Origin of the sequence: Roseovarius confluentis (genome assembly GCF_002917925.1) — a bacterium.
Taxonomy (GTDB): Bacteria; Pseudomonadota; Alphaproteobacteria; order Rhodobacterales; family Rhodobacteraceae; genus Roseovarius; species Roseovarius confluentis.
This window is the reverse complement of sequence record NZ_PPFE01000003.1, coordinates 379,189-400,879: the sequence shown is the minus strand read 5'-3', so window position 1 is coordinate 400,879 and position 21,691 is coordinate 379,189. Positions and strand designations below refer to the sequence as shown.

At 65.8% G+C, this 21,691-nt stretch carries 24 protein-coding genes; 13 read left to right on the top strand and 11 right to left on the bottom strand.

Annotated features, from left to right (window positions below):
- The first annotated feature begins 224 nt into the window (after positions 1 to 224).
- From C2I35_RS09925 to C2I35_RS09895, 7 genes are all read left to right on the top strand, one after another.
- On the top strand, positions 225 to 827 hold the full coding sequence (locus tag C2I35_RS09925) for a 2-hydroxychromene-2-carboxylate isomerase (protein ID WP_103762872.1): 603 nt from the start codon (positions 225 to 227) through the stop codon (positions 825 to 827).
- Positions 824 to 2,737 carry a PAS-domain containing protein gene (locus tag C2I35_RS09920; protein WP_245890462.1) on the top strand — a complete coding sequence of 638 codons (1,914 nt, stop codon included), beginning with the start codon at positions 824 to 826 and terminating at the stop codon, positions 2,735 to 2,737. Before C2I35_RS09925 ends, C2I35_RS09920 begins: the two co-directional genes overlap by 4 nt.
- On the top strand, positions 2,734 to 3,447 hold the full coding sequence (locus C2I35_RS09915) for a response regulator transcription factor (RefSeq protein ID WP_103762871.1): 714 nt from the start codon (positions 2,734 to 2,736) through the stop codon (positions 3,445 to 3,447). The genes C2I35_RS09920 and C2I35_RS09915 overlap by 4 nt, the downstream gene beginning before the upstream one ends.
- A 142-nt stretch (positions 3,448 to 3,589) precedes the next feature.
- The gene (locus C2I35_RS09910; RefSeq protein ID WP_103762870.1) at positions 3,590 to 4,240 is read left to right on the top strand and encodes a histidine phosphatase family protein; all 651 of its coding nucleotides are present in this window, start codon (positions 3,590 to 3,592) and stop codon (positions 4,238 to 4,240) included.
- A gap of 12 nt (positions 4,241 to 4,252) precedes the next feature.
- On the top strand, positions 4,253 to 4,882 hold the full coding sequence (locus tag C2I35_RS09905; RefSeq protein WP_103762869.1) for a glutathione S-transferase family protein: 630 nt from the start codon (positions 4,253 to 4,255) through the stop codon (positions 4,880 to 4,882).
- Positions 4,879 to 5,925 (top strand): saccharopine dehydrogenase, encoded by a 1,047-nt coding sequence (locus tag C2I35_RS09900; protein ID WP_103762868.1) that lies wholly within the window; start codon positions 4,879 to 4,881, stop codon positions 5,923 to 5,925. The genes C2I35_RS09905 and C2I35_RS09900 overlap by 4 nt, the downstream gene beginning before the upstream one ends.
- A gap of 13 nt (positions 5,926 to 5,938) precedes the next feature.
- The gene (locus C2I35_RS09895; protein ID WP_103762867.1) at positions 5,939 to 7,081 is read left to right on the top strand and encodes a saccharopine dehydrogenase family protein; all 1,143 of its coding nucleotides are present in this window, start codon (positions 5,939 to 5,941) and stop codon (positions 7,079 to 7,081) included.
- Between the two features lie 66 nt (positions 7,082 to 7,147).
- On the opposite strand, the gene C2I35_RS09890 is transcribed toward C2I35_RS09895, so the two are convergent.
- From C2I35_RS09890 to C2I35_RS09860, 7 genes are all read right to left on the bottom strand, one after another.
- Positions 7,148 to 7,762 carry an outer membrane protein gene (locus C2I35_RS09890; RefSeq protein ID WP_103762866.1) on the bottom strand — a complete coding sequence of 205 codons (615 nt, stop codon included), beginning with the start codon at positions 7,760 to 7,762 and terminating at the stop codon, positions 7,148 to 7,150.
- 150 nt (positions 7,763 to 7,912) lie between these two features.
- A complete protein-coding gene (locus C2I35_RS09885) occupies positions 7,913 to 8,239 on the bottom strand; it encodes a DUF3775 domain-containing protein (RefSeq protein ID WP_103762865.1) in 327 nt (108 codons plus the stop codon).
- Between the two features lie 70 nt (positions 8,240 to 8,309).
- A complete protein-coding gene (locus C2I35_RS09880) occupies positions 8,310 to 9,044 on the bottom strand; it encodes an SDR family NAD(P)-dependent oxidoreductase (RefSeq protein ID WP_103762864.1) in 735 nt (244 codons plus the stop codon).
- Positions 9,041 to 9,622, bottom strand: a complete 582-nt coding sequence (locus C2I35_RS09875) for a DUF3833 domain-containing protein (protein ID WP_425442902.1) — start codon at positions 9,620 to 9,622, stop codon at positions 9,041 to 9,043. Before C2I35_RS09875 ends, C2I35_RS09880 begins: the two co-directional genes overlap by 4 nt.
- A complete protein-coding gene (locus C2I35_RS09870) occupies positions 9,622 to 10,887 on the bottom strand; it encodes an MFS transporter (protein ID WP_146049995.1) in 1,266 nt (421 codons plus the stop codon). The genes C2I35_RS09875 and C2I35_RS09870 overlap by 1 nt, the downstream gene beginning before the upstream one ends.
- A complete protein-coding gene (locus tag C2I35_RS09865; protein WP_103762862.1) occupies positions 10,884 to 11,639 on the bottom strand; it encodes a DUF1365 domain-containing protein in 756 nt (251 codons plus the stop codon). Before C2I35_RS09865 ends, C2I35_RS09870 begins: the two co-directional genes overlap by 4 nt.
- Positions 11,636 to 12,934 (bottom strand): NAD(P)/FAD-dependent oxidoreductase, encoded by a 1,299-nt coding sequence (locus C2I35_RS09860; RefSeq protein ID WP_103762861.1) that lies wholly within the window; start codon positions 12,932 to 12,934, stop codon positions 11,636 to 11,638. The genes C2I35_RS09865 and C2I35_RS09860 overlap by 4 nt, the downstream gene beginning before the upstream one ends.
- A 116-nt stretch (positions 12,935 to 13,050) precedes the next feature.
- On the opposite strand from C2I35_RS09860, the gene C2I35_RS09855 reads away from it, so the two are divergent.
- Positions 13,051 to 13,710: a sigma-70 family RNA polymerase sigma factor gene (locus C2I35_RS09855; RefSeq protein ID WP_103762860.1), complete on the top strand. Its 660-nt coding sequence runs from the start codon at positions 13,051 to 13,053 to the stop codon at positions 13,708 to 13,710.
- 8 nt (positions 13,711 to 13,718) lie between these two features.
- Positions 13,719 to 14,369, top strand: a complete 651-nt coding sequence (locus tag C2I35_RS09850) for a ChrR family anti-sigma-E factor (protein WP_103763005.1) — start codon at positions 13,719 to 13,721, stop codon at positions 14,367 to 14,369.
- 83 nt (positions 14,370 to 14,452) lie between these two features.
- Here C2I35_RS09850 and C2I35_RS09845 read toward each other — a convergent pair whose 3' ends face one another.
- Positions 14,453 to 15,397 carry a LysR substrate-binding domain-containing protein gene (locus tag C2I35_RS09845; protein WP_170067171.1) on the bottom strand — a complete coding sequence of 315 codons (945 nt, stop codon included), beginning with the start codon at positions 15,395 to 15,397 and terminating at the stop codon, positions 14,453 to 14,455.
- 116 nt (positions 15,398 to 15,513) lie between these two features.
- Here C2I35_RS09845 and C2I35_RS09840 point away from each other — a divergent pair, with 116 nt between their 5' ends.
- Positions 15,514 to 16,158: a glutathione S-transferase family protein gene (locus tag C2I35_RS09840; RefSeq protein ID WP_103762858.1), complete on the top strand. Its 645-nt coding sequence runs from the start codon at positions 15,514 to 15,516 to the stop codon at positions 16,156 to 16,158.
- A gap of 41 nt (positions 16,159 to 16,199) precedes the next feature.
- The gene (locus C2I35_RS09835; protein ID WP_103762857.1) at positions 16,200 to 16,475 is read left to right on the top strand and encodes a DUF4242 domain-containing protein; all 276 of its coding nucleotides are present in this window, start codon (positions 16,200 to 16,202) and stop codon (positions 16,473 to 16,475) included.
- Between the two features lie 172 nt (positions 16,476 to 16,647).
- On the opposite strand, the gene C2I35_RS09830 is transcribed toward C2I35_RS09835, so the two are convergent.
- On the bottom strand, positions 16,648 to 17,391 hold the full coding sequence (locus C2I35_RS09830) for a glutamine amidotransferase (RefSeq protein ID WP_103762856.1): 744 nt from the start codon (positions 17,389 to 17,391) through the stop codon (positions 16,648 to 16,650).
- A gap of 193 nt (positions 17,392 to 17,584) precedes the next feature.
- Here C2I35_RS09830 and C2I35_RS09825 point away from each other — a divergent pair, with 193 nt between their 5' ends.
- Both C2I35_RS09825 and lpxK read left to right on the top strand, forming a co-directional pair.
- Positions 17,585 to 18,805, top strand: a complete 1,221-nt coding sequence (locus C2I35_RS09825) for a 3-deoxy-D-manno-octulosonic acid transferase (RefSeq protein WP_103762855.1) — start codon at positions 17,585 to 17,587, stop codon at positions 18,803 to 18,805.
- The gene (gene lpxK, locus C2I35_RS09820) at positions 18,805 to 19,797 is read left to right on the top strand and encodes a tetraacyldisaccharide 4'-kinase (protein ID WP_103762854.1); all 993 of its coding nucleotides are present in this window, start codon (positions 18,805 to 18,807) and stop codon (positions 19,795 to 19,797) included. Before C2I35_RS09825 ends, lpxK begins: the two co-directional genes overlap by 1 nt.
- A gap of 68 nt (positions 19,798 to 19,865) precedes the next feature.
- Here lpxK and C2I35_RS09815 read toward each other — a convergent pair whose 3' ends face one another.
- A complete protein-coding gene (locus tag C2I35_RS09815; RefSeq protein WP_103762853.1) occupies positions 19,866 to 20,987 on the bottom strand; it encodes a CaiB/BaiF CoA transferase family protein in 1,122 nt (373 codons plus the stop codon).
- Positions 20,984 to 21,685: a DsbA family protein gene (locus C2I35_RS09810; protein WP_103762852.1), complete on the bottom strand. Its 702-nt coding sequence runs from the start codon at positions 21,683 to 21,685 to the stop codon at positions 20,984 to 20,986. Before C2I35_RS09810 ends, C2I35_RS09815 begins: the two co-directional genes overlap by 4 nt.
- Between the last annotated feature and the right edge of the window lie 6 nt (positions 21,686 to 21,691).

Here is a 21,691-nt window from a genome sequence, read left to right as displayed (position 1 = left end):
CGAGTCTTGATCCACCATAGAGTGCGCAGCCGACGCTGAGCGTCAACTTTTTCCTGATCTTTGCGCAATCCTTACGAATTGTAACAGACGCCACGTAAGCCGCGCCGGTCTTTACCATCCGCCATCCCGGACCTGATCCGGGATCTCTTGCCCCGACGCAGCCCCACTCTTGACATACCCGCAATTTCCCCGTCGATTGCCCCTCTCGCAAGAGGACCGCAACGATGACCCGACCACAGATGGATTTCTGGTTCGAATTCGCCTCGACCTACTCCTATCTAAGCGTCATGCGCCTGCCCGCCCGCGCGGCCGAGGCCGGGGTCGCCGTCCGCTGGCGCCCCTTCCTGCTCGGCCCGATCTTCGCCGCGCAGGGCTGGGACACTTCGCCGTTCAGGATCTATGCCGCCAAGGGCAATTACATGTGGCGTGACATGGAACGTCGCTGCGCCGCCCGCGGCCTCACCTTCAAGCGGTCCGACACCATGCCCCAGCACAGCGTGCTCGCCGCCCGCACCGCGCAACTGGCGCTCGAACACGCCCAGGGCATCGCCTTTTGCCAGAACGTCTACCTCATGCAGTTCGCCGAAGGCCTGAACATCGCCGACACCGACGTCATCGCCGCCTGCCTTTCGGCGGCCAACCTTCCCCCCGACCTGATCGACAAGGCCCAGGCCGACGCCAACAAGCACCGCTTGCACGACACCACCCAAGAGGCCATGCGCCGCGGCATCTTCGGCGCTCCCAGCTTCACCGTGGGCAACGAGCTTTTCTGGGGCGACGACCAGCTCGACACCGCCCTCGCCTGGGCAACGGAGCATCCCGCATGAGCCCGCGCGACACCACGCAGATGACCACCGCAGGCCTCAACCTCATCCAGCAGGCCCTGACGATCTACGACGCCGATCTCGACCTCGCCGTCTGCAACCGCCGCTTCCAGGAAATGTTCGACCTGCCCGACCGGCTGGTCACACCCGGCGCGCACTTCGAGGACACCATCCGCTTTCTGGCCGAACGCGGCGACTACGGCGAAGTGTCCGATGTCGACCGCTTCGTCGCCGACCGGGTCGAAACCGCCCGCGCGTTCAAACCGCACTACATGGAACGCACCCGCGCCAATGGCCGCACCATCAGCGTCGAGGGCTCTCCCTTGCCTCAGGGCGGCTGGGTCACCGTCTACACCGACATCTCCCGCGCCAAACAGCAGGAGGCGCTTCTCGCCGCCCGGTCCGAAGAACTGTCGGACCGCCTCGTCACCTATTCCGACGACCTGGCGGCGGCCAACCGACAGCTTGAATCCACCATCACCGCGCTGGAAGAGGCCCAGCGCCAGGCCTCCGAGGCCGAGGCCCGCATGCGCCTGACGACCGAGATGGTGCCCGCCCATATCGCCCATCTCGGCCCCGACCGGCGCTATACCTATTCCAACCGCCGCCTGTCGCTCATCATGCCGGGCAGCACCGCCGACCCGGTTGGTCTCGCCCCCGCCGACGCGCTGGGGGACGAGGCCTTCGCCAATATCGCCCCGCATCTCGACCGCGCCTATGCCGGCGCGCCGTCGGTGTTCGAATTCACCCACGCCCCCAGTTCCCGCCGCATCCGCGTGGCACTCACGCCCGATCCGGCCACCGGCGGCGTCTATATCCTGTCCATGGACATCACCGAAGAGGCGCAAACCCGCGCCGCATTGGGCCAGCACCGCCGCCGCGAGATGGCTGCGCAACTGACCTCCGGCCTCGCGCATGATTTCTCGAACCTGCTGACCATCATCCTCGGCATGCAATCCCGCCTGCAATCCATGTCCCTCCCCGAAGAGGCCACGGACCTCATCGCCGCCACCCTTGGGGCGGCGCGGCGCGGCGGCACCCTGCTCGACCGCATTGCCGACATGACCGGCCCGCGCGAACATACCCCCGTGGCCACCGACCTGCCCGCCTTCCTGCACGATCTCGAACCGCTCGCCCGCTCCGTCCTGCCCGAAACGATCACGCTGAGCATAGCCGCCGAGAATGCGCCCCGCACCTGCCTGCTCGATCCCGGCATGCTGCAGGACTCGCTCATCAACCTTCTGCTCAACGCCCGCGATGCCATCGGCGAAGCGGACGCCGCGCCGGGCCGCATCACCCTTGCCGTCACCACCGTTCAGGACACCTGGCTCGACGTCGCCGTCTCCGACACCGGCCCCGGGTTTTCCGATCACGTCCGCAGCCACGCCTTCGATCCGTTCTTCACCACCAAGGGGGGCGAAGGCTCGGGGCTGGGCCTCACCATGGTCTACAACATGACCAAGCTCGCCGGCGGGCGGGTGATGATCGACAACACCGACACCGGCGGCCAGGTCACCCTGCGCCTGCCCCTGCGCGAGGTCAGCGCCGAGGACACCCCCGGCTTCGTCCTTCTGGTCGAGGACAGCGCCGACCTGCGCGAAAGCATCCGCGCCATGCTCCGCGCCGACGGCCACCAGGTCATCGAGGCCACAAGCGCGACCGAGGCGCAGGCGCTTCTGAACGGCCTGCCCGAGATCACCGCCATCCTCAGCGACATCACCCTCGAAGGCGAGGCCACCGGGCTCGACCTCATCGACGCCCTTCCGGCGCGGCACCCGCCCGCGGTGCTCATGACCTCGCTACCGCTCTCCGATCCGCTTCACGCCGCGGCCCTTGAACGCGCGCCCGTGCTGCGCAAACCGTTCCAACCCGGCGCCTTGCGCGCCGCGCTATCGGGCGGGGCGACACCATGACCGACACCGCCCCCCTCGTCACCATCCTCGATGACGAGCCGGCCATTCGCACCATGCTGGCCCAAACGCTGGAAGAGGCCGGCTTTCGCACCCTCACCTTCGCCCGCGCGACCGAGTTCGAGGCCGCGCTGCGCTCCACCTCGCCCGATATCTGCCTCGTCGACCTGTCCCTGCCCGACCGCGACGGGCTGACCCTGGTGCATCGCCTGGCACTGGAACAGGGCGCGCGGGTCATCATCATATCGGGCCGGGCCGAGGTGCAGGACCGCGTGACGGGGCTTGAACTGGGCGCGGACGACTACATCATCAAGCCCTTCGACCCGGCCGAGGTCGTGGCCCGCATCCGCGCCCGCCTGCGCCGCGACGCGCCCAATTCGCAAACCGGCGACACCGCCCGCTTCGGCCCCTGGACCGCGCATTTCGACCGCTACGTTCTGGAAGACGACAGCGGGCAGGAAACCCCCTTTTCCCACGCCGAAGGCGAAGTCCTCCGTCTTTTCCTCGACCGTCCCAAGCGCCTGATCTCGCGGCAGGCCATGCAAGAGGCCCTGGGCGGCGCAGCGGGCGAAAGCTTCGACCGCGCCATGGACGTCCGCATCTCGCGCCTGCGCACCAAGCTGCGCGAGGACCCCAGGAACCCCCGCCTGATCAAGACGATCTACGGCGCGGGTTACATCTTTCTGGGGGATGTCAGCTGGGGCTCGGCGTAACGCACGGACCCACCGCGTAGGGTGGGTGAAAACCCACGCGCCCTACCCCCATGCGCTCATCAAAATATTCCGCGCCACGGCCTTCACCCTCCCGCGCCCCGGCGCTAGGTTGCCCCCAACCGAAACGACGAAAGCATCCACCTTGGCGGAACTCATCCTTGTGCGGCACGGGCAGGCCAACAGCCACGCCACCGACGAAGCGGGCTACGACCAACTTTCCGACCTCGGCGCCGATCAGGCCCGCTGGCTGGGCGAGCATATCGCCGCCACCAACCCGCATTTTGACCGCGTCCTCACCGGCACCCTGCAACGCCAGGTCGACACCGCCCACCACATGGGCGTCACCGTCACCACCCAGGATCCGCGCCTGAACGAGCTCAGCTATTTCTCGCTCGCCCAGGCCGCCTTCGACGCCCACGCCATCCCGGTGCCCACCGACCCGTCGCAATTCGCCACGCATCTGCCTCGTGTCATCACCCTCTGGACCACCGGCGACCTGCCCGGCGTCCCCGAAAGCTTCGACGATTTCGCCGCCCGCATCACCGAAGTGCTGACCGAGCAATGCGCCGACGCGGGCCGTACCCTGCTGGTCACCTCCGGCGGCGTCATCGGCATGGCCCTGCGCCACGTGCTCGACCTCGACAACACCGCCATGGCCCGCGTCATGCTCCAGATCAACAACGCCTCGATGCATCGCCTCAGCTACGTGCACGACACGCTCATGGTCGCGGGCTTCAACGCCATACCGCATCTCGACCGTCCCGACCGGGCCCATGCCCGCACCTATGTCTGAAGGACCCTGCGCATGAAATTCTACTACGCCCCCGGAACCATCTCCGTCGCCACCGGCCTGCTTCTGCAAGAGGCCGGGCTGGACCATACCCCCGTCGCCCTCAACTTCGCCGACGGCGACCAGACCAAGCCTGACTACCTCGCGCTCAACCCCAAGGGCCGCGTCCCGGCTCTGGTCACCGATCAAGGCATCCTGACGGAAACCGGCGCCATTGCCGAATTCATCGCCGCCCAGGTGCCCGACAAAGGCCTCGTGCCCGCCGACCCGTGGCAGGCCGCGCAGATGCGCTCTGTCTGCTATTACCTCGCCGCGACAATGCACGTGAACCACGCCCACGGCCCCCGCGGCATCCGCTGGGCCGACAGCGACGCGGCGCTCGCTGACATGAAGGCCAAGATGCCCCGGACCATGGCCGACAGTTGCACGTTCATCGAGGAAAACTGCGCCCTCGCCCCCTTCGTCATGGGCGAGCAGATGACCATCGCCGACCCCTGGCTTTTCGCCATCTGCTGCTGGCTGGAAATGGACAAGGTCGACGTAGACCGCTTCCCCAGGATCAAGGCCCACCGCGCCATGATGGCCGCCCGCCCCTCGGCGGCTGCCATCCGCGACTACGGCCTGCTGACGAAAGACTTCGCATGACCCATCTCTGGCTCCGCGCCGAACAGCGCGACAACGAAGACCGCACGGGCCTCACGCCCGACGGCGTCGCCATCCTCATCGCGCAGGGCATCGAGGTCAGCGTCGAGGACAGCCCCGACCGCATCATCCCCACCGACCGCTATGCCGACGCGGGCGCCACCATCGTGCCGCAAAACTCATGGCCCGACGCGCCCCGCGACGCCATCATCTTCGGCCTCAAGGAACTGCCCGATGACGGCACACCCCTGCCGCACCGCCACATCATGTTCGGCCACGCCTTCAAGGGCCAGCATTCCGGCCGCCGCCTGCTGGACCGCTTCAAGGCAGGCGGCGGCACGCTCTACGACTTGGAATACCTGGTGGATGAACAGGGCCGCCGCGTTGCCGCCTTCGGCTACTGGGCGGGCTATGCCGGCGCCGCCGTCAGCCTCTTCGCCTGGGCCGCGCAGCAACAGGGCCAGACCTGCGGGCCCGTCACCGCCTACCCGGACAAGGACGCGCTGCTCGCGGATCTGGCCGAAACACTCGACGCCACCGGCGTTGAGCGCCCTTCGGCCATCGTCATCGGCTCGCTTGGCCGCGTCGGCACCGGCGCGGCCGACCTCTGCACCGCGATGGATGTCGCCCCCACCAAGTGGGACATGGACGAAACCGCCCACGGCGGCCCCTTCCCGGACATCCTTCAGCACAACCTTTTCCTCAACTGCATCTTCGCCCGCCCCGGCACGCCCGTCTTCGTGCCACGCGAGGCCCTGACCGCCCCCCGCCGCCTGACCGTCATCGGCGACGTGGCCTGCGATCCGGACAGTGATTACAACCCCGTGCCGGTCTATTCCCAGGCCACCACCTGGGACGCCCCCGTGACCCGCGTGCACGACGCGCCCCCTCTCGATGTGATGGCGATCGACAACCTGCCGTCGCTCCTTCCGCTGGAATCCTCGCAGGACTATGCCAGCCAACTCTTGCCATCCTTGAAAACACTGGACAAACTGGACGCCGGAGTATGGGCGCGCGCGGAACAGACCTTCCGCGAGCACTTGTGAAGGGGGCACCGACATGACAATCCACTGGTGTGGCACCGGCCTGTCGGCCGTGCCCGGGCTGCGCAGGCTGATCGAGGCGGGCCACGACGTCACCGTCTGGAACCGCTCGCTGGACAAGGCCGAGGCCGCCGTGGGCGACCTCACCAACCGCATCCGCGCCTTCGATTTCGACATGCTGTCGGCCGAGGTGCAGGAGGGCGATATCGTGGTGTCCATGTTGCCCGGCGACTGGCACGTGCCGATCGCCGAGATGTGCATCAACAAGGGCGCACACTTCGTCTCAAGCTCCTACATCGCCCCCGAGATGCGCGCGCTCCACGCCAAGGCGCTTGTGCGCGGCGTCAGCGTGGTCAACGAGATCGGCCTCGATCCCGGCATCGATCACCTGATGGCCCATCACCTGATGGCCGAGTACCGCGCCTCCGCGGCGTTCAACCCCGAGAACGATCTCAGCTTCCTCAGCTATTGCGGCGGCATCCCCAAAAACCCCAACCCGTTCCGCTACAAGTTCAGTTGGTCACCGCTGGGCGTGCTCAAGGCCCTGCGCTCGCCCTCTCGCTCGATCCGCAATTTTTCGGAACTCAACGTGCAGCGCCCCTGGGACGCGCTCGGCACCTACACCGCGCCCCTGCCCACGCCGGAAACGTTCGAGGTCTACCCCAACCGTGACAGCCTGCCCTTCCTCGAGGACTACGGCTTCGAACCGACCTGGCGGGTCAAGGAGTTCGTGCGCGGCACGCTGCGCCTCAACGGCTGGTCCGAGGCCTGGGGCGACGTCTTCGCCGAGATCGAGACGCTCGAAGGCCCCGAAGGCGAGGCCCGGCTCAAGGAGATGTCCGACCAGTTCTGGCGCGACAACGCCTATGGCGAGGATGATCCCGACCGCGTGGTGCTCTGCGTCGACCTAAAGGCCGAAAGCGGCGGCAGCCCTGTCTGGCACAAGACCTTTGTCATGGATGCCTGGGGCGACGCGCGCGGCACTGCCATGTCCCGGCTCGTGTCCTTCCCGGTCTCCCTCGCGGTCGAGGCCGTGGCCAACCACGAGATCCCCGCCGGCGTCAGCCCCGCGCCCAGCGACCCCAGGCTGGTGGAACGCATGCTGTCAGAGGTCGACCGGCTGGCCCAGCACCTTCAGGTCGTGGACCACCTCGCCTGACGCATGGTCAAAAGGCGTAGGGTGGGCGAAAGCCCACGCGCCACCCTCGCTATGCTTGCCGTGGCCCTAGAACCGGTAGGACACCCGCGCGCGATAGGTCATGCCATCGACGCTGCCACTGGGCGAGACGTCGTCGAACTCGTGGTAAAGCGCGTCCGCGCCCATCACCCACGTCTCGTTCAGCTTGAAATCCACCCCGGCACCAGCAACCCAGCCCCAGCCATCCAGGCTGACACCACCACCGCCACCGCTCATATGGGCCGCACCTGCGGTGCCATAGACAAAAGCGTTGCCTGCATCGACGCCCATCCGCAGCCGCAGCCGCGCAATCGAGTCAACGTCCACCGCGTTGAAAGAGATGTCGGTAAAGTCGATATCCCCCTCGACGCCGTAAACCAGCGTGCCACGATCCCAGTTGTAGCCAGCATGGACACCGCCAAGAAAGCCATCATCGCCAAGATTGATGACCTGCGGAATGTTCGCCCCGGCAGGAGGTGGCAAAGTCGCGTCAAGGTCAAGATCACCAAAGCCCAGCTGCACGCCGACATAAGGGCCGGCCCAGTCCGAAACCGGTGCGGGTGGCGGCGGCACGTAAGGATCCGCCGGCGGCGTGATGTTGCCCGCAAATGCAGGGGCGGTCGTGATCGAAACAATGGCTGCGACGAGTACAAATGCTTTCATTTCACCCTCCTGGAAACGCCTTCAGGGGGATGATACCACGTAAACCGCCTTTTCGGACGGTCTTTGCGCGTCCCGTCACATTTTTCGGACCGCGCGGGCAAAGGCGCAACACCACGTAGGGTGGGTGAGAACCCACCCCCGCGCTAACCGTCAGCCCCCGCGCACCAGGTCGTCCTCGTCGTCCTGCGCCGACAGGCCCAGCTCGTCCAGCCCGTTCTCCAGATGATCCGACAGGTGCGGCGTGCCCAGCAGGTAATCGGCGGTGGGCGTCGTCGCCTCGTCGCGCGCCGTCGCCTTGGCCTCTTCGATCTCGTCGGCCGCGAAACTGCCGCGCCCGATCCACATCAACGCCACCAGGCTGGCCTGCTCGTCCTCGGCCAGCCGCTCGATGAACGCCCTCAGCTCTCCCTCCGCGCGGTCCAGTTCGCGCGACATGAGGATCACCTGGGCGACTTTGTAAGTGCTGATATCCAGCATGTCCCGACCTCCTTTTCCGGCAGTGAGTCTACCAAGAATATGGCCTTCGGGACAGGCGCCGACCTTGATCTCACGCAAACAAGCGGAAATACAGCCAGTTGGGCAGGAAGCGCGCACCGCGGAAAACAAGGCTGAACCAGCTGGGGAAATTCCGGTCGAACGCGTTCTCGTCGTTCATCAGCTCGAACATCACCTGCGCGGCGTCCTCGGGCTCCATCAGGCCCGGCATCCTGAAATCGTTCTTGTCGGTCAGCCGCGTGCGAATGAACCCCGGATTGGCGCATTGCACCAGCACACCCGTGCGCCACAGGTCCGCCCGCATACTCTGCGCCAGCGACATGATCCCGGCCTTCGACGCGCCATACCCGATCGCCCCCGGCAAACCGCGAAAGCCCACCAGCGAGCCTGTCACGACGATATGCCCGTGATCCCGCGCAACCATCTTCGGCACCACGTGGTTCAGCACCCGCACCGTGCCGGTGAAATTCACGTCCGCCATGGCGGTGACCTGCTCAGGCTCCCACTCGGTCGCCTTCATCGGCCAATAGACCCCGGCCAGCGTCACCACGCCGTCGATCTCACCGACCTCCTCGGCGGCCGCCTTCACGCTTTCCTCGTCGGTCACGTCCATGGTCACGATACTGGATCGCCCCGGCAGCATCTCCGCCACCTCTTTCAGCCGGTCCTCGCTGCGGGCCGACAGGATCACCTCCGCCCCCACCGCGCTCAGTTTCCGCGCAAGCGCCGCGCCAAGCCCTTCGCTCGCGCCCACCAGCCAATAGCGTTTTCCAGTCCAGTCCATCATGCCGCTTTCTGAATTTCCGTGTCGTCCAACTTGTGCATGGTCGCCACAAGCTCGGCGACCTTGATCCCATACTTGCGAAACTGGCTGCGGTTCACAATTGTTCCACCCGGCGTCAGGTACATCCAGTCCTCGACGCTCAGAACATGACCACCTGCTTCGGCGGGCAGGCGAATATCATAGCACAATTGCACCGCCGCCCCCGCGTGCCGGCCCTGCCCGGTGCCGACCACGTCATCGGCCTCGGCCCGGATGCGCCCGTCATTGCCCAGTTCCAGCCGCCATTCGCGCTCCTGTACCGTGCCGCTGTCATAGGTGAAATGCTCGGCCATCACCCCCTTGTTGCCGTCCCAGCTTGCATCGAACCGCGCCGAAAACCGCGAGGCCACGCGCCCCAGGGGCCCGTAGATCACGCCCTCGCAGCGCAGCGCGCCGTTCAGGTGCTGGCGCAGGTCGAAGCGCGGCAACGTGTCGGCGTAATCGTCGACGCTCTGCGCCCGGAACCCGGCGAACCGGTTGCGCAGCATCGCAACCCCGGTTGCCAGCGCCGCCCCGCACATGATCAGAAATCCTTCGAACATCATCTCCGTCTCCCCGCTTCAACCATGGTCCCCACGGGCGCGTCCCCGCCCCCGGGCACCGTTGCCAGCAGCGCAATCGCCGCCAATTTCAAAACACAGGGCACAGCCCCGTAAAGCAGGCTCAGCGCCCACAAGGCTGCGTCGGAATTCTCCTGCCCCGAGGCATAGCCAACCGACTCCAAGAGCGGCAGCAAACCCACCGCCGCGATGGCCAGCGTGATCTTCGAAACGAAGGACCACAGGCTGAATCCCTCGGCCGCGCCCGGCGACACCTCCGCCATGCGGTCCGCGAACAGCGCCGGCAACAGCGTCATGTCGGCCCCCAGCGCCACGCCGGTCAGTACGCAGATCACCGCAAAGGCCCAGACATCTCCCGCGCCCAGCATCACGGCAAAGCCGAAGGCGGCAATCGCCAGCACCATCGCCCAGATCAGCACCTGTCGCGGCCCGTGCGCCTCGGCCAGCTTGCCCCACATCGGCGCCGCCGCCGCCGCGCTCAGGAAGAACACCAACAGCAGCGGCCCTTCCCAGCCCGGCGCCGCCAGCCGGTCCTCGACATAGAACAGGAACAGCGTGCTGCTCACCGCCACCGGCGCCGAGTTGGCCAGCGCCACCAGCAACAGCCGCCGCGCCACCGGGTCGCGCAGCACCGTGCCGATCTGCGAGGTCACGCCCTCTTCGCGCGGCTGCCCGCGCCACTCGGTCCCCATCGCCCACAGCGCCACCAGCCCCAGCCCGGCAAACGCCACGGCAAACGCCGCGTACCCGCCCAGCGCCACGGGGGCCACGGCGGCGGCACAAATGCCCAACAGCGCCCCGGTCTCGCGCCACCGGGCCACGCGCAGGTGCCCGCCTTCGCCCATGCGGCCCGCCACCGACACGCCTTGCGCGTAGAAACATATCGTCAGGTAACTGAACGCCGAGAACACCAGCGTCAGCATCACCGCGAACCACCACAAGGGCGGCAGCATCGGCTCCACCGCGAACAGCCCCAGCATCCCCGCGATCATCGCCACCCCGGCGATCACCACGGTCAGCCCGCGATAGCGTGCCGTCATCGCCGACACCCGCCCCAACAGCGGGTCCTGCACGAAATCCAGCAAACGCAGCACCCCCAGGACGGTGCCCAGTGCCGCCAGCGACACGCCATACTCGTCGACGAAAAACTTCGGCGCATGCATGTAAAGCGGCAGCCCCGCCGCCGACAGCATCGCCGCGAACAGCGCAAAGGCCGGCAGGCGCGGCCTCTTGCCCACGTCGCTCATCGGCTCACTTCCCGCGTCGGCGGCTCGGGCCGGTTCTGGAATTTCGCGCCCTTCCACCACAGCTTCAGCGCCTGCCAGTGGATCAGCGCCAGCACCCGGCGTGACCCCAGCGGCCGCCGCGCCAGCGCCTTCAGAACACCGCCGGTCGTCAACGGCCTGCGGTCCCCCACCAGCGTCGCGATCACCCCGCCCTTGCCCCGGCTCAGGTCGATCCAGATGCCGATCCGGTCGGGCCGGATGTCGAACCGAAAGGTGTATTCCCCCTCGATCGTCTGGAACGGCGAGACGTGAAACACCTTCTTTGCCCGCAGCCGGTCCTCGGGACCGATGGGACTGCGATCATCATGGTGACACAGGTAGGAATGCCGGTCGCCATAGGTGTTGGTCACTTCCGCGATCACCACCGTCAGGTCATCCGCCGCGTTGTAACACAGCCAGAAAGACACCGGGTTGAAGATATGTCCCAGCACCCGCGGCTGGGCCAGCAATTCGATCCGCACGGGCGCGGCGAACTGGTGCGCCTCCAGCACCTCGCGCACCCACGCGGCACCGCGTCCCTGCCCCGGCGGGCCGCCATGGTCGCGGTCGCGCAGGCTGAAAAGCCCCGCCCGGTTGCGCCCGAACACCCGGCCGGATGGCAGCGCGGCTTCCGCATCCACCATCACGTAATCGATGCTGTACCGGAACGCGTTGCGGACCTCGCCCTTGCGCCCATGCCACGTATGGCCCGCGATATGGTCGGGCCCATTCACGCCGCCGCCGCCGCGCTGTCCCGCGCCAGGATCGCGTCCGCCACGTCATAGGCGCTCGACAACCCGTCCTCGTGAAACCCGTTCTTCATCCAGGCGCCACAAAACCACGTCCCGTTGTCGCCATTGATCCGGGCCACCTCGGCCTGCGCGTGCAGCATGTCCATGTCGTAGACAGGATGCCGCAGCACGCAGCTGTCATAGATCTTTTCCTCCCGGATCCGCCGCGTGCTGTTCAGCGTCACGAAATGCGGGTCGTCCATCGGGATCGGCTGCAGGCTGTTCATCCAGTAGGTCAGGTCGATCTGACCGTCCCGCTTGGCCGGCCCTTCCATGTAGTTCCAGGACGACCACACCGCCCGACGCTTCGGCATCACCGACGTATCGCAATGCAGTACCACGTCATTGGGCTGATACTTGACCCGGCCCAGCGCGCGCTGCTCTTCGGGGGTCGGGTCGGTCAGCATCTTCAGGCTGTCATCGCCGTGGGTGGCGAAAACCACCTCGTCGAATGTTTCCCTCTCGCCACCTTGCGCACGCAGCTCGACGCCGCCGTCGGACCGCCGAACCGCGACGACCGGCGCACTGGTCCTGATCTCCACTCCGGCGCGTCCCAGCCATTTGCCCAAGCGATGCACGTACTGGATCGACCCTCCATCGACGGTGTACCACTGGTGCTGCCCGTCATAGCCCAGCAGCGCGTGGTTCTCCATGAATCGGATCAGCGCCTGCGCGGGAAAATCCATCACTTTCTCCGTCGGCGTCGACCATATCGCGCCGGTGAACGGGCTCAGGTACCGCTCGCGAAACCACCTGCCCAGCCCCATGGTCCGCAACAGTTCACCGATGCTGGCGTCTGGATAGGCCTTCGACGTGCGTACGGCCCGCGCATTGAACCGCAGGATATCGCGCAGCATCATCCACATGCGCGGGTCCAGCACGTTGCGTGTCTGGGCAAAGAACGCCTGCGCCCCGTCCAGCCCGTATTCGAACCGCGTATCCCGGAACGATGCGCCAAAGCTCATCTTGCTCTTGACCACCGGCACGTCCAGCACGTCGAAAAGGTTCGCCAGGTTGGGATAGTTGGCATAGTTGAACACGATGAACCCGGTATCCACCGGCTGCGTCCCGTACTTCCCGGCCATCTTTGTGCGGGCATGGCCGCCCAGCCGCGCAGCGGCTTCGAAAATCGTGACATGGCAGTCCCCGGCCAGCCGCCACGCAGCCCCCAGACCACTGATCCCCGCGCCGACGACTGCGACTTTCTTGCGCGTCAGCGCAACTTTCTTAACTGGCATTACGTGTAGTACCCTAACTTGTCTTTACAGAAGTCTACGCGAAACCAGCACTATCGGATGACAAAGAAAACGCCCGAATTTTTGATCCGGTCTGATCGAACCAGCGTACCGTTCACATGTTCAGTGATGCTGACGCCCTCGAGATCACCGGCACCAGTGCCGACGTCCCGCCTCCGGTGGGCGCGCTGCTTTCGATCCGTGGCAACGGCAAGAGTATTGAACCGGTGATCGAGAAGACGGAAGAGCATACCCAGGACTGGGCGCAAGTCATCGCCCGGATACGCGACAAGCGCGACCGCGCCGCCTTTCAGCGGCTGTTTTCGCATTTCGCGCCGCGGGTCAAAGCCTTCCTGATGAAGTCCGGTACAGATGCCTCACTGGCCGAGGAATGCGCACAGGAGGTCATGGCGACCCTCTGGCAAAAGGCCCATATGTTCGATCCCTCCCGCGCCAGCGCGGCGACCTGGATCTTCACCATCGCGCGGAATCGCAGGATTGATGCGATCCGCAAGCAAAGACGACCCGAGCCCGAGGATTTGCCCTGGGGCCCGGAGCAGGAACCAGACCAGGCCGATGCCCTGGCCCTGCAACAGGAGAGCGAAAAACTGGGCGCCGCCATCGCGCAGCTGCCCGAAAAACAGAAGGACCTGATCGAAAAGGCCTATTTCGGCGACCTCACCCATTCCGAGATCGCCGAGGAAACCGGCCTCCCGCTCGGGACCATAAAATCGAGGATCAGACTGGCGCTGGACCGCCTGCGCCACCAGATGAAGTGATTGAGACGATGACAGACACGATCAAACATCACCTGAGTGACAAGTTGCTCATGGCCTACTCCGCGGGCACCCTGCCCGAGGCGTTCAGCCTCGCGGTGGCCGCGCATATTTCCATGTGCGATGAATGCCGTGCCCGGCTCGCATCCTTCGACGCCGTCGGCGGTGCCCTGATGGAAGAGTGCAGCGATGCCGACCTGTCCGAAACCGCCTTCGAGGATACGCTGGCCCTGATCGACGCGGTCGACATGACCGCCCCCGCAACGGCCGCACCCGCCATCGGCACGCTGCCGCGCCCGGTGCAGGACTACATCGGCGGCGACCTCGACGCGGTGAAATGGAAATCCGTCGGCATGGGCGTGAAACAGGCCATCCTGCCCACGTCGCGCGAGGCCACGGCCCGCCTGCTCTACATCCCCGCCGGCGCCGCCGTGCCCGACCACGGCCACCGCGGCACGGAACTGACGCTGGTTCTGCAAGGCGCCTTCGCGGACGAGGTCGACCGCTTCGGCCCCGGCGACATCGAGATCGCCGACGAAGACCTCGACCACACGCCGGTGGCCGAGGTTGGGGCCGACTGCATCTGCCTCGCCGTCACCGACGCGCCCCTGCGCTTCCGCGGCTTCATCCCCCGCATCGCGCAGCCGTTCCTGCGCATCTGATTTCCTCCGTTCGGAGCGTTACCGAACACCGAAAAGCCCTGCCGTTCCGACGGCAGGGCTTTTTTCTCCGCGCATCTAAACTGTCAGTCGGGTGTGGCGCCCAGCACCCTCGGACACTCTTGTTCATGGTGTTCCGCCTGCTGCAATAGCCAGGTGACAAAGGCTTCCGCCGCCTTCGACAGCCGTTTCCTTCGATCCCACAGGATACGATAGGCATACGCTGTCGGATATGTCATCGCGGCGCCGAACGGCGCGACCAGTTGGCCGATGCGCAGACCGTGATAGGCCTCAACCATCCCTGCCATGATCAGGCCCTGCCCCGAAACCGCCGCCTGCAATCCCGAGCTTGTCTTGGAAAACCGCACGCCATGCTCCATGTCCGCTGGCGCGAACCCAAAGCGCGCGCCCCATTCACGGAATCCGACCCAATCCGGGTCGCCGGTCCGGTTCAGCACATGGATCAACGGGATCTCCGACAGGTCGCGCGCCGACCCGTCGATCGCATGCGCGCGTGCGAAGTCCGGCGCACAGACCGGCAGCACCGCGTCCCCGAAAAGCAGGCGAGAGTCGTAGTCTTCGCCCGGCTCGGACCCGTATCTCACGGCCAGGTCGAAATCCTCTGCCATCAGGTCCACGTCCCGGTTCGACGCATCCAGATCAAGCTCGACGACGGGGTGATCCCTCTGAAACTGCGACAGGCTCCACGACAGCCAGTTTTCGGCAAAGGATTCCGGCAGCGTGACCCGAAGCCGCTGCGACGCCTCCTGTGCTTTCAACTGTTCCAGGGCCTCGGCGATCGCAGCGAAACCGCCGTTCAGGCCACGCGCGACCTGCCGCGCCTCTGGCCGCGCCACCGCCCCGGTACCCGACCGCTCGAACAACGGTCGACCAAGATAGTCTTCCAGCGCACGCACGCGCTGACCCACCGCTGCTGGCGTTATGCCGATTTCCATCGCCGCGGCAGAGAAGTTGCCCAACCTGAGGGTCGCTTCCAGCGCCCTCAATGCATTGAGGTGCGAGAGTTTCATGACGTCAAGGCTAAAGCTTTCCTTTAGCCACACCAAGCAAAATCTGCCGTGCATCCTTTAGCCGTTGTTCGGATACTGAACCTGACCGCGACGCACAGCATATTGGGGGTTTGCAAATGTACACGCTTTTCTGGGAATACATGGCCGGGTCGATCGTGGTGCAGGCCACGCTCGAAGCGATGAATGCCGACTACCGAATGGAGTATGTCGACATGAGCGCCGGACAACATCTCGAGCCCGAATTCCTCGCGCGCAATCCAGCGGGCCGCGTCCCCGCACTCCAACTTCCTGATGGCGGCATCATGGGCGAAACCAGCGCCATCGTGACGCATCTTGGCGAAATGGCCCCGACGTCCGGTCTGACGCCACGTCCCGGCGACCCCGATCGTGGAGACTTTCTGTTCTGGCTCAGCGTGATGTCGACGGCCGGCTATATCACCTCCGGCCGGGTCGGCCATCCAGAACGCTACGCACGGGACAGGGATGCGATCCGTCAGGTCAAGGCGCAGGGCGACAAGGACTACGCTGCCTTCTTCGATCTGATGGAAAATCACATCGCGGGCGCCCCCTATTTTCTGCCGCGCGGGCTGACGGTTCTCGATTTCTACCTAGCCATGCTGGCGGAGTGGATCAGCGACCGGGACAAGGCCCTGTCGCAACGACCCGCGTTGGCTCGGCTGTGCAGCACGGTGCGCGAGACCCCGTCCTATGCCACCGCGCTCGCCGCCCACGCGATGCCGGAACCCGTTTTGCAGGCCTGACGCCACGCGCCGAAGGCCCGGATTTGAAAGGAGACCGACCAATGAACAAGTACATGATCGAAAGAGACATCCCTGGTGTCGGTGCGATGAGCGGTGACGAACTGTGCGGTGCTGCCAACACGTCGAACGCGGCGCTGGCGCAACTGGCCCCAAAGGTGCAGTGGCAGCATTCGTACGTTGCCGGGGACAAGACATTCTGCGTCTATCTTGCAGACGACGAGGACGCCATCACCCGGCACGCCGAACTCAGTGGCTTCCCGGCGACAAAGATCACGCTCATCGAAACGATGATCGACCCGACGACCGATGATACATGACGCCAACAACCCGGTCGAGCGGGGGCGCGTTCGCGATCTGATCGGCACCGCCGTCAAAGGTGTCCTCGCATCGCACGCTCTGTGAACCGCCGGAACGCAAAAAATCACACCGTCGCCATACCACCCGGATACCGACGTGATACCGACGCGGGTTTGCATCTGTTCGCAGGCGTTACCCTTGCGCGTAACGCTGCACGAAATTCCGCAGGATCATCTCGGGCGCGAAAACGTCCGCCGCCCGGCACATGGCAATCAGGTCATCGGCATCCTCGGGCGGGAAATAACCCCGGTCGCGATAGATCCTGATCCGCGTCTCGAACCCTGCCGCATCCGCCTCGGGGTGAAACTGGGTGGCATAGACATGCTCTTTGTACCGCAACATCTGGTAGGGGCACGCCTCGGACCTCACAAGATGCACGCATCCTTCTGGCAGATCCTGCAACGCCTCCTTGTGCCCCACGAAGGCGTCGAACGCCGTCGGCACGCCGACCAGCAGCGCGTCCTCCTTGCCCTCCGGCGTGACGTCGCAGGCCGACGTGCCCACCGCCTCTCCAAAGGCCCGCTTGCTGACATCGCCCTTCAGGTGCGCGCCAAGAATTCCGATCCCGTAACAGCAACCCAGGAAAGGAAAATCCCGCGCCGTCACCTTTGGCATCAGCCCCAGCACATCCGCCTCGATCCGCGCCTCTATCTCGGATTTGTCCTCCGGCGCATCGCTGACACAGCCCGGCCCTCCGCCCACGATCACGCCGGAATAATCTTCCAGAACAATATCTTCCGGCAGCCGCTCCTGGTCCATCCGGATACGGCGCGTGCCGCCCGCCTCCAGTCCGCCCTTGCGCAGGATCGCCGCAAACTCGTCATCCGCGGCTTCCGTCTCGGGGCGCAGCTGAAGGATCAAAAAGGGCTTCGTCATCGGGCGTTCTCCGGTATCATCCCATCCATTGGCCCCATTCCGCAGCCAGGGTCAACCCGCCGGCCTCTCTTGACCCCGCCCGGCAATCCAATACCCTGCGCAGAACCCGGCCCGCCGCGAAGGACCCCATGGTGCAGCGCTCCTACAACCCTGATTTCCGGGACTTATTCACCCAAGTCCACATGCTTCGGCCATGAGCCGCTCGCTCAGCCTCGCCGCCTATCTCGCCTATGCAAGGCGCGGCCCCGCACGCCGTTACACGCCCGCCGCGCCGCGCCCGCCGGGCCGTCTGCTCTGGGCGCACGCCGCCGACACGATCCATATCGACGCACTGTTGCAACTCTTCGACCGGCTGCGCCTGCACCGGCCCGAACTGTCGCTTCTGCTCACCACCGCCGGCGCCGCGCCCGACGCCCCCTTCAAGGCCCGGGCCGAGGTCATGGTCGAACAACTCCCCGAGGATACCGTCGCCAACGCCGCGTCCTTCCTCACCCATTGGCAGCCCGACATCGCCCTCTGGACCGGCGGCGCCCTTCACCCCGCACTGATGGATCGCACGGCCGAAACCGGCATCCCCATGGCTCTGATCGACGCCACCGAAACCGCCATGTCCCGCCCCGCCTGGCGCTGGTTTCCCGACCTGCCCCGCGCCCTGTTGCGGCAGTTCGAGTTCGTCATGGCAAGGGACGATGCATCAGCCCGCTACCTGCGTCGCATGGGCGTGCCGGAACGCACACTCTCCGTCACCGGCCCGCTCCTCGAAGGCACCGTTTCGCTGCCCCATAACGAGACCGACCGCACCGAACTCGCCGCCCTGCTGCTTGGCCGTCCGGTCTGGCTCGCCGCCATGCTCCGCCCCGAGGAAATCGGCACGATCCTCACTGCCCACCGCGAGGTCAGCCGCTTTTCCCACCGCACCCTTCTGATCGTCGTCCCCGACACGCCCGAGGACACCACCCCCTTCACCGACGCCCTGGCCGAGGCCGGGATGCGCCATATCACGTGGTCGACCGGCACCTTCCCCGATGAGACGACACAGGTCATCCTCGCCGACACCTATGACGAGATGGGCCTGTGGTACCGGCTCGCGCCGATCACTTTCATGGGCAGTTCTCTGATCTCCGGCGCCCATGGCTGCGACCCGAACGAACCCGCCGCCCACGGCTCGGCCATCCTTTACGGCCCCAACATCCGCCGCTACCTGTCCAGCTATTCGCGCTTTGCCGAGGCCGGCGCTGCCCGTATCGTCCGCGATGCCGAAACACTGGCCGCCGCAGTCAAGCGCCTGATCCCCCCGGATCAATCCGCCGCCATGGCCCATGCCGCGTGGGAGGTCGCCTCGCGCAGCGCCGAACTGACCGACCGGATCGCCGATCTTCTGAACGACCGCCTCGACCAACTGGAGGTCCGCTGATGCGCGCACCCGCCTTCTGGGACACCCCGCCGCGCCGCCCATCCCTGCGCGCCCGTGCACTATCGCCACTCGGCGCACTCTATGCCCGCGCCACCGCCCGCCGCGTGGCCACACCGCCGGGCTATCGCGCGCCCGTTCCGGTGATCTGTGTCGGCAACATCAACGCCGGCGGCACCGGCAAGACACCCACGGTCATCGCGCTCGTGCAGCACCTGCAGGCGCGCGGGCGCACCCCCGCCGTCATCTCGCGCGGCCACGGAGGCAGTCTCGAGGGCCCCGTCGAGGTCGACGAGCGCAGCCACACCGCGGCCGATGTCGGCGACGAGCCCCTGCTGATCGCCGCCTTCACCCGCACCTGGATCGCCCGCGACCGGACGCTTGCAGCCGAGGCCGCGGCCGCCTCCGGCGCAGATGTGATCGTCATGGATGACGGCCACCAGAACCCGTCGGTGGCCCGTGACCTCTCGGTCGTGGTGGTCGACGCGGTCAAGGGCTTCGGCAATGGCCGTTGCATACCCGCCGGCCCCCTCCGCGAACCCGTTCAGACCGGCCTCGACCGCGCCGACCTGCTGCTCTCGATCGGCCCCGACGCCGCCCAGATCGAGTTCCGCAAGACATGGGGCCACGTCATCCTGATCCCCCATGTGGGCGGCAAGCTGGAACCGCTGCAAACCGGCATGGACTGGACAGGCACCCGCTTTCTCGCCTTCGCGGGCATAGGCCACCCCGAGAAATTCTTCGCCACCCTGCGCGGTCTCGGTGCCACCCTCTCGCGGGCCGAGGCGCTGGACGATCACCAGCCCCTGACCGAGGCGCTGATGACCCGGCTGGAAAACGAGGCCGCGCTCATCCATGCCCAGCTCGTCACCACCGAAAAGGACGCCGTTCGCCTGCCCCCGACCTTCCGCCGCAAGGTGCTGACCCTGCCGGTCCGCCTCAACCTATCCGATTGGTCGGCAATCGATGCCAAGCTGGAAAACCTCGGCCTCTGACCCGGCTTTCACTGTTCCTCAAATACTCAAATCCAAAAAATAAAGCGTGGCGCAGCCACACAATCGGATCACGCCAGATCGTCCTCGCCCAGCTTCGGCGAGGCGCGGCGCAACGACAGGTCCGCATCGGAAAACCGCATCGGGCTTCGTACGCCCGGCACCCCGTCCACCTCCACCCTCAGGCCCCGCGCCACGACCTGCGGATCGGCGAAAACCTCCGCCATGTCGTTGATCGGTCCCACCGGCACGCCCTGCGCCTCGCACCCGGCTTGCAACTCGGCCTTTGTCAGACGCATCGTGTATCCGGTCAAAACCTCGGTCAGCGCATCGCGATGCGCCACCCGGTCGGCGTTGGTGGCATAGTCCGGCGCGGTCTTCACCTCCGCCGCGCCCAGCACGTCGCAGAACCGCCCGAACTGCGCGTCATTGCCCACCGCCACGATCAGGAAGCCGTCCGAACACTCGAACACCTGGTAAGGTGCCAGGTTCGGATGCTGGTTCCCCAGCCTTTGCGGCGGCGTGCCCGTGGCAAGGTAATTCATCGCCTGGTTCGCCGTCACCGCCACCGCAGTATCCAAGAGCGCCATGTCGATATGCTGGCCCTTGCCCGTCGCCTGCCGCTGGTGCAATGCGGCCAGGATGGCGGTGCTGGCATAGACGCCGGTGAAGATATCCGTCACGGCCACGCCCACTTTCACCGGTTGGCCCTCAGGATCGCCGGTCATGCTCATCAGACCCGACATGCCTTGGATAATGTAGTCATATCCGGCCTTGCCCGCATAAGGCCCGTCCTGCCCGAACCCGGTGATCGAGCAGTAAATCAACCCCGGGTTCACGTTAGCGAGGCTCGCATAATCCAGCCCGTACTTGGCCAGCCCGCCGACCTTGAAATTCTCGATCAGGATGTCGGCCTCCGCCACCAACTCACGGACACGGGCCTGACCCGCCTCGGTGCGGAAATCGACCGTGACACTCTGTTTGCCGCGGTTGCAGGAGTGGAAATAGGCGGCCGAGCGGTCGCCGTCCCGCTCTATGAACGGCGGGCCCCACTGGCGCGTATCGTCGCCAGCGGGGCTTTCCACCTTGATCACGTCCGCGCCCAGGTCGGCCAGCACCTGCCCGGCCCACGGGCCGGCCAGGATCCGGGCCAGTTCGACAACCTTCAGCCCGGCCAGCGGCGCGGGCTTCATTCGGCCAGTTGGTCGTCGATCATCGCCTTCAACTCGTCATAGGACATGTTGGAATGCGTCTCGCCGTTGATGACCAGCGTCGGCGTCGAATTCACGTCGTCGGCCTCGGCGTTCTCCTGGAACCACGCCACCAGCGTCTTAGCCTTGTCGGCGTCGTTCAGGCAAGCATCCAGTTGCTCATCGTCCAACCCCGCGACCTTGCCGATCTTGCGCAGCCGCTCTGAGATGCCCACCGGGTCCTGCCCGTCGCCGATCCAGTCCTTCTGCTGGTCATAAATCATCTCCGTGATGCCAAAGAACCGCTCTTCGCCGCCGCACCGCGCCACCATCGACGCCCACAGGCCGTAGCGGTCGAAATAGACATCGCGATAGGTGAAATGCACGTCGCCATTGTCGATATATTCGGATTTCAGCTGCTTGAACTGGTTCTCGTGAAAATTCGCGCAATGCGGACAGGTGAAGGACGCGTATTCCACGATCTTCACCGGCGCGCTTTCCTCACCCAGTGTCATTTCCACGATCGAGGAGGTGTCGATCTCTTCCGCCGGCGCGTCCGAGGCCTCCTGCGCATTGGCCGCACCGGGCAGGTCGGTCATGCCACTGCCTTGCGTCGTGTTGCCGGTCTGCCCGCTCAGCCACCAGCCGCCGCCGGCCGCCAGGACAAGGGCCGCGGCCCCGGAAAGAAGCACGTTTTTCATCTTATC